The sequence below is a fragment of the Flavobacterium ranwuense genome, from assembly GCF_004349315.1.
GTDB lineage: Bacteria > Bacteroidota > Bacteroidia > Flavobacteriales > Flavobacteriaceae > Flavobacterium > Flavobacterium ranwuense.
This window is the reverse complement of sequence record NZ_SMLH01000004.1, coordinates 200896-214729: the sequence shown is the minus strand read 5'-3', so window position 1 is coordinate 214729 and position 13834 is coordinate 200896. Positions and strand designations below refer to the sequence as shown.

The following is a 13834-nucleotide window of genomic DNA, read 5'->3' as shown; positions in this document are numbered from 1 at the left end:
TTAAATGTTATACAATCCTGTTTCGTTTTTTTCTCTTAACCTGCCTGCCTCAAAAAGCATTTTTCCAAAAGAAAAAGGAAAAAAAGAAAGCCATAAAAAGGTATGGACAATGCGGAAAGCCAAAAGGAAACGGAATAATTGGAGGGGTACCCTTTAGGGGAGGAAACCGTTTATGCCGTAGTCTTTTGGTGGCAGGGGCGGCTGGTGTCCATAATACCTTAGCTGCCTTTTTATCCTTTTCGTATTGGGAAATGTTCCGGCAGGATAGTCCGATTCTATTATTTTGCGCATAGGTGCGCAAATAGGAAAGCATTTTTTTTAAAGTTGTGGATATTATAAATAAAAAGCAGGGAGTGTATTTGATAATAACACTAAGGAAAGAGCGATTTTTGACAAGAACACGGAGTTACCTTTGCTCCTAAAATGAGACAAACGCATACAGATTCTTAAATAAAAAAATGAAGGGAAGCGATAAGGATTGTATTAGACAAATGCAAATGAGAATAAATAATCCACTTACCTTGATAGGAAAAGGAGTTAAATTTAATAAGTGTTAACTAGCTTTTTGTGCTTTTTGAAGAATATTAAGTACAGAATAATCATTAAAAATAAATAGATTGTTAAGAGCATGCTATAAGAAAATTAGGTCTAAATTTGTGGTACTAACCAACCAACATAACGATGAAAACAGGAAGAAATGATCAATGTACATGCGGAAGTGGAAAAAAACATAAAAGATGCTGTCTTAACAAGCCTTCAGCTCAATATGCCAGCTCTCATGTAACCCAGCCAATAGGTTTCTCAATTTTTTTTAAAAAATATAATACCACAGATCTGCTACAAGCTATTGCAGGACTCAGTATATTAAAAGAAAACCACGGAAAAAATTACAAGTTTGAACAAATAACCGAAGAAGCGATTAAATATTTTAATGCTAATAGTGCGATTCCCTCTGTAAGTGAACTGAAAAGTTTCCTTGCAGCAGAATATCCCAGCGAGGCGATGGAAGACGATCCGTTTAATCTTTTTACGGATGTAGTAACTTTTCATGGAGGTGACTATTTGATATTTCCAGGAATCAGTGACAGCACTTCTTTTATCCTTAACAATCTTCTCAAAGCTGTATTTCAAAATCCGGACAATAAGCTGCCAGATGAGTTTAAGGGAATTGCTTATAAGGCTGCAATGCTTATTTTGGAAATATCTGATCATATTGCTAAAGTCATAGGTTATACACGTTACCAAGTCGGGGAAGTAGATAAAGGACTGGTGAAATTTCCAGATGAAGAAAAATTGAAACTGTTGAAAAAATCAGTTGTCATAACAAGGCCGGAAATGCACAGATTATTACAGACATCTAATATTGAAACTGCAATTCTGAATGCATTTCTTCTTGACATTTCCTCTTCTGATATAGGAGCTAACTTTGGCCAAGACAGTCCATTAATCACGAGACCTATTATAAATGGTCAGGATAAATTTGTAGTTGTTTCGCCGTCCAATTTAAGTTATGCCTTAGTGGAGTTTATAAAGAGCGAAGCCAAAAGGATAGGTTGTTATGAGCTGTTGGTTGAGGCGTACCATGATTTTTTATGGCTCGATTTACAATTGAAACTCAAAAAGATGGGCTTCAAATACCTTCCTCTTGATGTAACAGGAAATAAAAATGCTCCTTCGTTAAGATATGGAGTTTATCGTTTCGATGATGATAAAATCGCCCTTATGTATCTGAGATATCCGGGGCAAAATGTGAAAGATGAGCAAGATCGCGAAGCTGTTTTTAAAGCGGTATTGGATATGCCCGAATTTAAAAGGTATCAAATACTTGAATTGCAAATTGTTTCAAGTATTGGTGAAATGTTTTTTGCTGGCGCAAACAAAGCTGTAAATGGGCAAACCTTGCTGCTTGAAGCTTCCGAACTGAGCATTATTAGTGGCTTGAAAGATGTTGATGCGATTGATCTCTACAAATTTGCTATAGCAAATGAAAAAGCTCATGATTCTATGATGGGATTTAGTTCCTTTATAGACAGATTTAAATTTTATCAGGACAATGACAACTCATTCTACTGTTCCGATAATGCAGGACCAATACATATAACAATTGAGCCTGGGTATGGATTTGATTTACTTCTAAAATCCAAATGGAACGTTGACTTACATGCTGTTCCGTTTAAAGACGATGGACAGGTACGGTTGATAGAAGTCATGAAGATGGATAAATATGGAGGTACCTATCTAAATCTTGAGCAGATTGGAAGCGGACAACTCAGCTTACTGGTGGAAAACCTGCCGGTGTACATTTGGATCTCACCCTTAGCCATGTCAGATAACTCAGGCCCAGTATTAAAGAATATGTATTGGGAAATATGTGATGCCATTGCTTACTGGTTGTGGCAATTGGAAGATGTTATTAAATTAAAATTGTCAGCGTTAGGAAGTGTGCCGGTTAAGATTACCTTCGATTTGGACAATGAAAGCAAATTTGCAGAAATAGAAAGAAATTTTATAAGAGAAACGGCACTGTTTGATAACTTTAAAGTTAGATCAACAGTGGATAACATTAATATTACGGTTCCTCATCAAATTCTACCCTATTTATATGGGGCGGATAACGAGGGAGAAAGACAATTAGTAAAAGCAATCCTGACTGGGTTAAACGATTTACTTGTTAAAAATTTAAAAACTGGTTTTACGGATGAGGAAATAAACAACAGTGTAGATCTTATTGCCCCCTTGGGCAATAAGAAAAAAGTATATATATTGGACACCAGCGATAACCTTTTGTTAGACCCTCAGAATCTATCTGGCTACAGATTGGTTCAACAACATGATGTCAACGTTGTACTGGATAATATCGTCCCCCTTCTTGGTAAGGATGCTCCCGCAGTTGGTGAATTGACTACTAAAAAGGAGAAGGAAAAGCTTACTTCAAATATAGTTCAGATAGCTTTACTTCCTTATTTACGAACTAAAATTAATCAGTATGATTCTACGGAATTATTACAGAGATTAATCAGAATTAATGAGGGGCTGATTAATAAGCGAGAGCGGGTAAGGATAAACACGCCAACAAGGATAGCCTGCTTTGTCAGCGTTGCACAGCACCACATAGATTTGTCGAAGGAGTTACAAGATCTGGATAAATCCACCTTATCAGTTCGCTGTCTGATTGAGCATCTTGCTGCGGAGCCTTTCAAAGGAAGTCTTCCTGTGAGTACAACAGCAATTGATGAACTTATGGCTATTATGGCACAAATCCTTGCTTGGGGTTCTAGTGGAGACCAGATACACTTTGATTTACTGGATATAGAACTCTCGGTTCTGCCGTCAAAAAGAATTGGCACCAAGAAAGAAAATATCCGTGAAATTTTTGACCCTTTTCAAAGAGCAAAGGTAACAGAACATATTACTGATGCTATAGAAACTTACGAGCACGTCTTTCCACAGCACCTTACAATTGATGAAAAACCTGTTCCTGCTGCATTGGAAAAAGCTTTTCTCAAAGATTATGGTATTAGCTTCTCCCGCTTATGTGAATTTGTGGAAGGTTTGGCTCACATAGGGTTCCTTCAAGAGGATGCGTGCTCCAGCATGCCGCTAAAAGAGTTAAATGCCGAAGTCAACAAATATATGGATGAATTTTCTAGCGATGAATTTGATCGGGCGGTAGAATTTTTAGGTCTTTATTCTAGAGGGACAGTAGATACATTACCGGCTGGAGGGTATGAGTTTATTGATATTATCCCTTGGCGAAACAATAGAATGTTGTCACTGCTTCGTAAGCCTTTGATTATTGTAGACGTGGATGGTGAACGTAGAGTTTACTGGGGTGTACGGCATCTGCTGCAATGCAGAATTACATGGATGCAGCAACTGCTGTCCGGACGTTTTAGATCTTCTGCAGGAAGCGAAGTAAGTAAAGTTCTAGGAAAATTTGCCAATAAGAGAGGTGATGATTTAGTTGAAGCAGTGGTAAAATCAATAAATCCAACTAGTTTAATAATGGATACAGATGCTTATATCAAGCCGAAGGCTCCATTACATCATGTGGAAGATATTGGTGATGTTGATGTACTTATTATTGAGACGGTCAATAAACTATTATACAGTCTTGAATGTAAGAGTATGTCTCCCAGCAGGAATGTCAAGGAAATGATTGAGGAGGTTACAAAGCTATTTGGCGAAAATTCGTCAGATAAAGGATGGATTGAAAAACATATGATAAGGCATGAGTGGTTAAAAACCAATCTTGATGCTGTAGGCAAAGTTTACAAAGCCGATCTGACGGGTTTTACAGTAAAGTCATTCTTTGTTACAAATGAGGAAATGTTGACACCGCACCTTCGTAAACAAACCCTGCCATTACCTTTTATTACGCTGTATGATCTTGAAAAGGATGGATTTAGTGTCTTGGAAAAAAATTACGACCATCAACTTAAAAAGTAGAGCGCAATTCTTAGGATATCGTACAGATAGCTTCTCTCTTCTTTAATATAATTTAGTAATTTTACATTTCTCACGCTTATCAAATTCCCAGCAGGTATATAAATCTTTATACCTGCTGTTTTGAAATCATGTCATTTAGCTATTAATAACTAAAGTCCGCAACATATGGAGGAACAATTGTATGCTTTCGATGAATCAGGCAATACAGGTAGCGATTTGCTAAATAGTGAGCAACCGGTTTTCATATTGTCTTCAGTACGATTAACTGAAAACGAGGCACAGGAGCTTCGTGGGATTTTAACAGCCAAAGGGAATGAATTAAAATTCGCCCGGCTTAAGAAAAGCAAAAGGTACCAAAATGAAATTATAGCACTGTTAAACCACGACATTATATCGGATGAGACCGTACAAATAGCTTTATTCCATAAACAGTACTGTATATGGCTCCATACAGTTGACAGGCTGATAGAGCCTGTGCTAAAGGAGGATATAGATACTGATGTTTATGAAGATGGGCAAAACATTGCCCTTACAAATATGCTTTTTTTCTGCGTACCGGTATTCTGCGATCCAGATGCTGTGGAAGTATATAAGCACGCGTTCATAAAGTTATTTCAGTTCCGGGATGAAGTTCATATCGATAAGTTCTATACGGCAGTCGAGAATCTTATAGCATCGAGCAAGGATGAAAAATTCGTGGATGCCCTGTTACTCATTTTAGGCAGCTATCCATATATCGATGACATTTTAGACCGTTGGGATAAATATAATTTTGATTCCACCTTATCCGCCTTTATCAACCTGATAGACTATTGGGGAAGAAAAACAGATAAGAGTTTCTATGCCTTTGTGGATAATTCTAAGCCTCTGGTACATCATAAGGAACTGATTGATCTTGTCAGCAATATCAATGAAGAAGGTGAAATAGGTACCGACAGGAGAAAATTAAAACTCCCCCTAAAACTGATCGATATTAAATTTGCCGACTCTAAAGATGTTCACACTGTGCAGATAGCTGATGTAATTGCCGGGGCGGCGAATCACTATTACAAAGCTATCGCTGATCCACAGTATGCTGACGAATTTTCTGAAAAGATAGGAAAAACAAAACTTGTAGATTTGTTGTATAGTCCTGTCTGGCCTCATATGGCATTTACTCCTGAAGAGTTAGGCACCGAGTACGATGGCGGTGAAAATATTCTTGACAGCCTTGTATCGTTAAGTACTAAAAGAGATAAAAAGGAGTGAAATAATTTGCATAGTAAAGTCCGGCAAGCGTGAACACATGGAAAGCCTGCTGAAACACGGCCGGATCAATATTTTTCAGTTGAAGAACTGCACATGATAGAAATAAAATCAAATGAATAGCAAATTATGAATATCAAAGTTGTTAAGGAGTACACAAGGAAGAGTTTAGATAAGTTAAAATCTAGCTATGCGAGGTAAAATGAACCGGCTTAGGGACAATATCTTTACAATAGAAGTCCCGGAATGGAGTACGCAACATGAGATATACAATATCTCGGATTATACAATGATTAAGTTTCCAGCACCCTGGGGCTGGGGAAAACTCAGTATCCTAAAAGAAGAATATAAAATTATAGGAACCGTTACCGCTGACAAGATAGATTTTGACCCGAGGCCTTATCTGACTTCACTGACCATGGAAGGACCGCCACCCTACGAAGTGTATAAGTTTTTTGGAAGCGGCAGTGCCTGGCCTTATACAGAAGATGCCGAAGCAGCTTTCCGGTCTATATTCTATTATCATTACATGCCAGATGATCTGTCCATATTCAGTAATCCGCCTGAATATGACTGGAAAGTGAAGGGTAAATTAATTCTTTTAGAGATGGTCAATTACAAACCACAATAGAAATTGAACACAATAGAAATTGAATTACAACCAATGAGAATAATATTTACTCCTGAAGAAAAGTACCTGCTTCAAATCAAGACCTGGTTGCATAGTGAGATGCTTGAAAAAAAATCATCCTTCTATTACAACTTTACCAACTCCAATTTTACGGATGATAATTTTGTATGTTATGTAAATGACAATGATGAAGCTATAGGTTATATGCAATTTGCGTTTAATGAAAAATATACCCATATTGACCTAGCCGTTGTTCAATATGAACAGCACCGAAAAGGTATTGGAAAAATGTTGCTTGATGCCATAACAGAAAAAGTCCGGCTACAGGGGACGGTAGTTTTGTCACTTATGTGTGCCCCCAAAAGCTCTGCTGCAAAATGGAAAAAACTTGGATTTAAAAAATTCAAAGAGGTTGATAACCACAATATACTAAGACAGAACCAATATGAGCATCCATGGCTTTATAAAATCATTGTACCTAATAGGAAAACTACAAGGAAAAAGATCTTAGAAAACTATATTGAAGTTTGGACGCAGTTTGAATATAAAGTTTATTCCTCTAAGTTAGCGTCTAACTATCGATGGAATATTACAACATTCGATTCACCGATAATTTATCCCGTTGACGGAGAATGGAAAGTCAAGTATGTTAAACAAGGAATAGTTATTTATGAGGGTGTCATTAAACGTTTTAAACAAAATTCTTGTCGTTACAGTAATTTTTTAGTTGTTGAAAGTCTTGGGTAATCCGATCCTCAAACTTTGAATTGTCCGTCTGAATATTTCGAAACTTTTTTTTGCCTGCTGCCAATCACTTTTTACTCTTTGAAAATCAGGGATCAGGAAAATTTCGCCTTGCAGTAGCCTTAAAGGACGCTGGTGCAGGTTTTTGAATTTGTATTTGACGCCTGTAAAAGCAGTGCAACAAATTCCTATTGTAATAGCCAATTCAATAAAATGCTTAAATCTCAATCCTCCGAACAGCAACTTGAAAAATGCTTTAACACTCCAAAAACCTGCTAAAAGTGAAAGTAACATAAGTCCAATAGTTGCCTTAGCTTCATAGAGAATTCCAACTAGAATAAGATGTAACGCGGGATTGAAATCTTGAAAAATAAAAATCGGGAGAAAAAAACAGATAACTGTTAGGGAAATTTTTTGCATGGCTTTTAAATTTTAAATGGCTTATATAGTGGTAAATATAAACAAACTTTTAATAGGGATCGCCGACAGTATTTTTCAAATCGAACATTGAAAGATCGAGATAGGTTATAAAACTCCTGAAATATTCCTCAAAATCATCAACCACTTCATTTGAATAAAGAAGTTTAATCACATTTCCCGGGAATGGCCACAGGGAATGGAAATGATCTATTGTCCTCAACCGGGAAGTCATTGCATTGAATAACATTCCCTGTATGTTTGCCCCTAAGTCCTCTTTTGAAAATATATTATAGATCTCGATATCAGATAGAGCAGCATAATAACCGTCGCCGAAAGCAGCAACCTCAGATGGATTAAGTCCATTTTCTATAATAAGGTGCTTATTCGAACTGTCCAAAATTCCCTGCTCTAAATATGAAACCGGTGTTGAGCTGCTGACGTAGTCCTTTTCCTTAAATGTATTGTAAGGAATTTTCAGTGCCTTCAGCTTCTTAATTTCTGGTCTTTTATCTTTAATCCAAATGCTATATCGATGAAAAGCCAAATCTTCGCGAAACTTATCCAACCTGTTTGAATCGAGCAGATTTTCCACCTCATCATACGGAATGTTATTATTGGTGCGATGGTATCTTATTTGATTTCTCAACTCGATATTATAAATCCTATCAGGAAGCACGTTTATATATTCTGGCTCTAATAGAAACCACGAAATGTTTAAATTATCGCTATGGAAATCCTCAAGAATCGAAGCTATAAATTCGGGCGGGTGCTCCATCACGTAATCTGCCAACAATCCACGATATCCTTTCTCGGACATGATCTGAATCTTATTGATGAGGCATACCGAATCGAACATTTCTATGTATCCAAGCCTTTCAAATACTGGCAGTGCGGTATCCAAAGTATATAAAGAGTGGTCTTTTCGGATGTAATATTTGTTCCAAAATAATGAAATCGAACCCAGATCTATCTTGCGTTCCTGCTGCAACGCCAACCGCATATAGCTGAGTATGTCTACCCACATCGTAAAGCTGCCGTCATGCCTGTGATTCACTATATACTGTTTTAAAGACATATTCAAAAATTCATTTTTCTTGGGCAACATTCCAATCGCCAAAAGATATTCTCGTGCCTGCTTTAATATATAAGACAGCGCGTATTGATCGATACCTAAAACGTATGTAACTTCTTCAAGAATAGTAACAGCCTTCCAATCATTGCCTTTCATGTATTCGCTTATTCCGCTATACCAAATCTTAAAGGTTTTTCTGTTCTCTGTATATATGAACAGGTCTTCAAGAACATAGGTGACAATTTCCTTGTACCGCATATTGGAGCTGTCATTCAAGAGTGAACGGATTTTAGAAACTGAAAGCGGTTTTTTATGCTTTTCAAAGAATTCAATTTCTTCACGCGCATCATTTTGTAATTCACTAAAGAATCGGCTTGTTTCATAGTTATCATCGCTGGTAGTATTTAAAAGAAGCGACCCATCGTTTGTTTCTAAATAGTAAAACATGCCGAACAAGTAACGGGTACTTGTGATGTCTTCAATACTATAACCATTAAAGAACAACGATCTGCAATAGGTGTAGTGAAATCCATTTAGCGTGGATATATGATCACGAGAAACCATATTTAATATCAGGGATAAATCATAGTATTGCCTGATTTCTAAAACTTCCGGTACCATCGTGGACAGTGCTTCGCGTATCTGAAAATAGAAGTCGCGTACCGCCTCGAAGTCAATAACACCCTCCATGAGTTTCTTAAACTCTATGATTGAAGCGTACTTTCTTATGATGCTTTGCTTTTCTTCCTTTGAAAGATCAAAATAGGAAAATCGTGATTGAAATCGCTTATCCCCGTTGATTATCAAAGCGAATACAACAGCATTAACCTTGTCTAATATGAATTTGTAATCGGTGTTGCGTTTGCGTAGGAACGTAATAAAACTATCGTGAAACATCGAAATCCTGTTAAGCCGCAGTTCAAAAAGATAGGGATGCTCCGTGACAAATTCCTTTACGAACATCGCACCATATGCATCAAGGAAGAGGTCAATTTCAGACTGCATCAGGTATGACCGAACGCAAAGAAAGAGCGCCAATGCCTGTTTGCCTTTTTCGCCTTCGATTATTTTCTCGTAGTACTTGTCGATGGTGTCAAATGCTTCGAAATCGGGCACACTCCCTTCAATCCTATATTGTTCGGCAATATATCTTACTAGTATTGGATAACCGTCGGTTATTGTAAATATTTTTTGAATGGTGTTGTAATCCTGGATATGGTAAAGTTCATTTAAAACCGTTTTTGTCTGTCCATGATTCCAATTTCCGAGCAATTGTTTTTTCCAAGGTAATATACGTTGCAATGGACGGCTCAATACAATTACCTTACAATGCTCCATCAGATTATCAATAAAGGTAACGTATGCTTCCAGTTCATTTGGATTGTAGTTTTCGACATGGTCAAGACCATCTATTATAACGGTTTTTTCAAGTTCCGCTAATTTCCCTATAACTTGTGCCTCGGTATACGGTTTCAGGTTCCAGAACAGCTTCTTTGAGAAATCCTGAATGAAGTTGTTGTATTTTAGCCGCTCGTTATAGTCGTTATCATGATTGGAAACCCAGAAACGGTAAATGATGTTATTTTTATATTGTTTTTCCAGATTTACCACCAAATGGCTTTTGCCGACACCTGGTTTGCCTTCAATAAGCAATATATTTTCGACATCAAGCACTTTCCTAGTCACGTTGACGGTAGGTTCTATCAAATAGGTCTTGAAGATATTCAAAGCTGGCAAATCACTTATCTTCATCAGCAGTTTTCGTTTATCGAGACATTCGCTGAAAAACTGATCGATAATGTATTTTCTAAGGTGGTCTGTTTTATAAAGCACTTCTATTCTTTGATCTATCTCTAATCCTGATTGTGATATTATATAGATATTTCCTAGCCGAAGTGCAGGTATGCCCAAGATTTCGCAATCGGGCGTAATTTCGATCCTGTTGAAAAATAACACATTTGTTGCCATGGACAATTTGTGCAGTTTTCCTGCAATAGTGATTCCGGTTCCGGAAACAACAACGTCGTTTAGTGAGATGGTGGCGAAATCTTTTATCTGAAAAAAATACTCCTTGTCACTGCTGATTATCCTGATGTCGTCAAATTTATGGTCTACCAAAGCTTCTATCTCTATGGATTCAATGCTTCTTTCCACATCCATCTTTGTCAGCATCAGCGATGTGACCAGCTTTTGGAAAGAGTAACCGTAGAAAGCGTTTTTCATGGTCGTAATAATTTGAAATAATGCAAATCGTTTATTGATAGGCAAATATAACTAACCAATTTAAATATATTACGTTTGACCGATTTAAACCTCAATCCCCGATAGCCTATAGCTATTTAATTAAGGTTTAGATTTCCGCTGCGTCTGTTGTAAAAGAGGTATACAGTTCAAAGCCTTTTAGGACTTTAGCTGTGCCCGCCCCTTACAATAATTTTGCAGTTTGGCTTTATTTTCTTTGTAATTACGTACATTCTGATAGTAGCCTGTCACGGCGTAGTATTTCCAAAACAATATGCCTTTGGTGGTATCCATCTGCTGTGCATCTCTTACCAAAGCATAGTCAAAGGCATTCTTCTACTTCATCTTCAGCACCTCTTTTTTTTTAGCAGATCGAAAGTCTCTTTATTCGGACCCATACGAAGTGATTTTGTAACTTGACAAAAAAACTATCTGCAGCGGGTATCCGAATGGGATATGCACTATATATTTCATGATTGCTATCATGTCATTTCAATTGCAGGTTCAAGTTGAAAAATATTAATTTGACATAACAAGCCAAATAATTCCAAAAAAAGACATTCATTATAAGAACGTATAGTCGTTAATTAATTTTATTGCATAACCAAAATAAATTGGTATTGCAGAATTTAATTCAAAAAGAGGTAGATGATGAGTGATATTTTAACGAAGGATGATTTGCGGCAATTTGGCTTGCTCTTGATAAATGATATCCGTAAGATAATGGAAGATGCTCAACTAAGGGAGAAAGAAAATATTCACCCAGAATGGCTCAAAAGCCGAGCAGTTAGAAAATTGATGGATATGTCACCAGGATCATTGCAAAATTTAAGGGTAACAGGGAAAGTGCGGTTCAAGAAAGTATTAGGTTCTTATTACTATAATAAAGAGGATCTAATTAAACTGTTTAACGAAGACTAATAGTCATGGATTTAAATGAACTATTAGATTACTTAGCTGTATTTGAAAATGACAACAGGTTGAATGTCTGGCATTTTTCCTTGCTAAGTGCTATTCTGTATTTAGGATATCGGCAGGGTCAAAAAAGAACGATACATGTAAGTAGGAGTAAAATCATGGCGCTGGCGCATATTCGTACACTGCCAACATACCATAAGTATTTTAAGCAGTTGCAAGAAATGGGATATGTCAGGTATACACCTTCATATCATCCTGGATATAGAAGCAAAGTAGAATTACTGATAGAGCCATAAAAGTCTGTTTACAAACTTTATGGCTCTTTTTATATCTTTTTTACAAAAGTGAACACAGAATATTACCAAAGTGATCTCTTTGACATTATCTTAGTTCCTGATGATCAGGAATAATGTTCCTACGAGACCAGATACCATTCTGTTGCTACTTAAGGATGGTATTTAGTGTAAATTTACCAACAATACCGAAAGTCATCCGTTCCAATGGTGCCCTCAAATTACGGTCAGCCTCTGGCTTTGCTTTTTCATAGTTATTGTTTACATCGGGCAGTTCTGTATAAAATCCACCTAAAAACTTGCCAGAATCCTTGAAGAAATAAAATCCAAGGCCAATATTTGTCGAATTGGGAAGCACTAGTGCATTTCTCGACATCAACTGAGTACGTAAATACGGGTTTATAAGCACATGACTTTTAGCTTTTGCATCCAGTCTGAGGTTGACAATAAGATCCAAATTAAGTTCATTGACCTCAACCTCTCCATAAGTTCCAGTATAAGCCGTTATTTTCTTTTCTTCTGTAATACTTTGTTCATTGTTGCTTACAGTTTTTTTAAGGGTATATTCTTTTTTGGTCAGCAATGAAAAATTATTAGTCTTTAAGTAGCCATAGGTAAAACCAAGCCGTAAAAAGCGCCATTGAGCATTTATTCCCCCTCCGAATTTACCGCCTCTGAAGCTTTCATCAATAAAGCTTTTTGATAAATCTTCAGTATTAAAGGTCTCGAATCTCTTAAATTCACTACCCTGTATTCCGCCATAAGAGAAAAAGATGAACTGCCAATATTCCGTAAGAGCTGATTCATATACTTTAGCCCTTTCATCATCATAAGCATTAGTGCGATCTAAATATTCCTTCTTGATTAGGACCATGCCGGCTTTTATCTTCAGGAGCTCACTATGTTCTGTAGCATCGTCACTTTCAAGCAATTTGTGAAATTTCGTTTCTGTACTCTCAACGGACGCTACACTTGGTATAACATCTATCAGAGCTGCCTTCTTTTCCGTAGTGAGCTCACTATTTATAACTAGTTTTTTTATTCTTTCAGGTAGCGCTTTTTCAAATCCTTTCTCGAATTTTTCCTGTCGTACAGAAATATCATCTATGGCTTGATTATAACTGGCTTTCGAGCCATTGGAGAAAGAATACCCAAGTATTGCATCAAGGGAAGCTGCTGGTATGAACTCTCCCTTTTTAAATAGGCTGGAGATTCCTTCTTTGTTTCCCCCTTTCACACTAACGCCATAAACTGGCTCACGATCTTCTCCAATCGCATTCTGAAGATTGTTGAAACTAAAACTAAGCTCAGTTTTTCCAATATCAATGCCAATATTAGCTCCGTGCATAATCACGGTACTTTCCCCATCAGCGTTCTTAGTAAGTCCCTGTCCGTACACTATTGTGCCAATACTAATACAAAGTAGAATAAGAAAGCATCTCATGATGTGGGAATATTTTTACGAGTGTCGTTCAATACGCCCTCTGTACTTGTGGTTAGCTCAACATCTTCTGGAAATACAGCTTTATTATTAAACTTGATATTATAACTGAATTTTAAATTTGGTTCTCCGACGACTTCAATACGCACTGAAATCGAACTTTTGCTACTTGTCAGTTCAAGATCGCCTTTTATAATATAGGTACCGTCACTATATTCCTTGTTCTTATCCAATGTTTCTTTGAAGTGAGGTTTGTAATTAATACTAAAAAGCGTTACCGCGATACCCGCAGGATGCTTTATAGTGTAAGTAAATTTCTGTGTAGCCATTGTGTATAAGGTATTGGTTGTTTAATATTAAATAGTGTACTCTTTTATTTA

9 protein-coding genes are annotated in these 13834 nt (G+C 36.8%); 5 read left to right on the top strand and 4 right to left on the bottom strand.

Annotated features, from left to right (window positions below; translation table 11 throughout):
• Window positions 1–681: 681 nt before the first annotated feature.
• The 4 genes from E0I61_RS09215 to E0I61_RS09200 all read left to right on the top strand — a co-directional run bounded on the left by E0I61_RS09215 (window position 682) and on the right by E0I61_RS09200 (window position 7072).
• On the top strand, window positions 682–4449 hold the full coding sequence (locus E0I61_RS09215) for a YecA family protein (protein ID WP_132070887.1): 3768 nt from the start codon (window positions 682–684) through the stop codon (window positions 4447–4449).
• A 165-nt stretch (window positions 4450–4614) separates the two neighbouring features.
• Window positions 4615–5697: a DUF3800 domain-containing protein gene (locus E0I61_RS09210; protein ID WP_132070885.1), complete on the top strand. Its 1083-nt coding sequence runs from the start codon at window positions 4615–4617 to the stop codon at window positions 5695–5697.
• A 199-nt stretch (window positions 5698–5896) separates the two neighbouring features.
• On the top strand, window positions 5897–6325 hold the full coding sequence (locus E0I61_RS09205) for a hypothetical protein (RefSeq protein ID WP_132070883.1): 429 nt from the start codon (window positions 5897–5899) through the stop codon (window positions 6323–6325).
• A 3-nt stretch (window positions 6326–6328) separates the two neighbouring features.
• Window positions 6329–7072: a GNAT family N-acetyltransferase gene (locus E0I61_RS09200; RefSeq protein ID WP_132070881.1), complete on the top strand. Its 744-nt coding sequence runs from the start codon at window positions 6329–6331 to the stop codon at window positions 7070–7072.
• Here the strand turns inward: E0I61_RS09200 and E0I61_RS09195 are convergent.
• Together E0I61_RS09195 and E0I61_RS09190 are read right to left on the bottom strand one after the other, a co-directional pair.
• Window positions 7049–7489 carry a hypothetical protein gene (locus E0I61_RS09195; protein WP_132070879.1) on the bottom strand — a complete coding sequence of 147 codons (441 nt, stop codon included), beginning with the start codon at window positions 7487–7489 and terminating at the stop codon, window positions 7049–7051. The two genes, E0I61_RS09200 and E0I61_RS09195, sit on opposite strands and share 24 nt — an antisense overlap.
• A gap of 49 nt (window positions 7490–7538) precedes the next feature.
• On the bottom strand, window positions 7539–10784 hold the full coding sequence (locus E0I61_RS09190; RefSeq protein ID WP_132070877.1) for an NACHT domain-containing protein: 3246 nt from the start codon (window positions 10782–10784) through the stop codon (window positions 7539–7541).
• A 666-nt stretch (window positions 10785–11450) separates the two neighbouring features.
• Here E0I61_RS09190 and E0I61_RS09185 point away from each other — a divergent pair.
• Window positions 11451–11723 carry a DNA-binding protein gene (locus E0I61_RS09185; RefSeq protein ID WP_235832093.1) on the top strand — a complete coding sequence of 91 codons (273 nt, stop codon included), beginning with the start codon at window positions 11451–11453 and terminating at the stop codon, window positions 11721–11723.
• Between the two features lie 438 nt (window positions 11724–12161).
• Here E0I61_RS09185 and E0I61_RS09175 read toward each other — a convergent pair whose 3' ends face one another.
• Together E0I61_RS09175 and E0I61_RS09170 are read right to left on the bottom strand one after the other, a co-directional pair.
• Window positions 12162–13412, bottom strand: a complete 1251-nt coding sequence (locus E0I61_RS09175; RefSeq protein WP_132070873.1) for a hypothetical protein — start codon at window positions 13410–13412, stop codon at window positions 12162–12164.
• Window positions 13413–13453: 41 nt separating this feature from the next.
• Window positions 13454–13783 carry a hypothetical protein gene (locus tag E0I61_RS09170; protein WP_132070871.1) on the bottom strand — a complete coding sequence of 110 codons (330 nt, stop codon included), beginning with the start codon at window positions 13781–13783 and terminating at the stop codon, window positions 13454–13456.
• Between the last annotated feature and the right edge of the window lie 51 nt (window positions 13784–13834).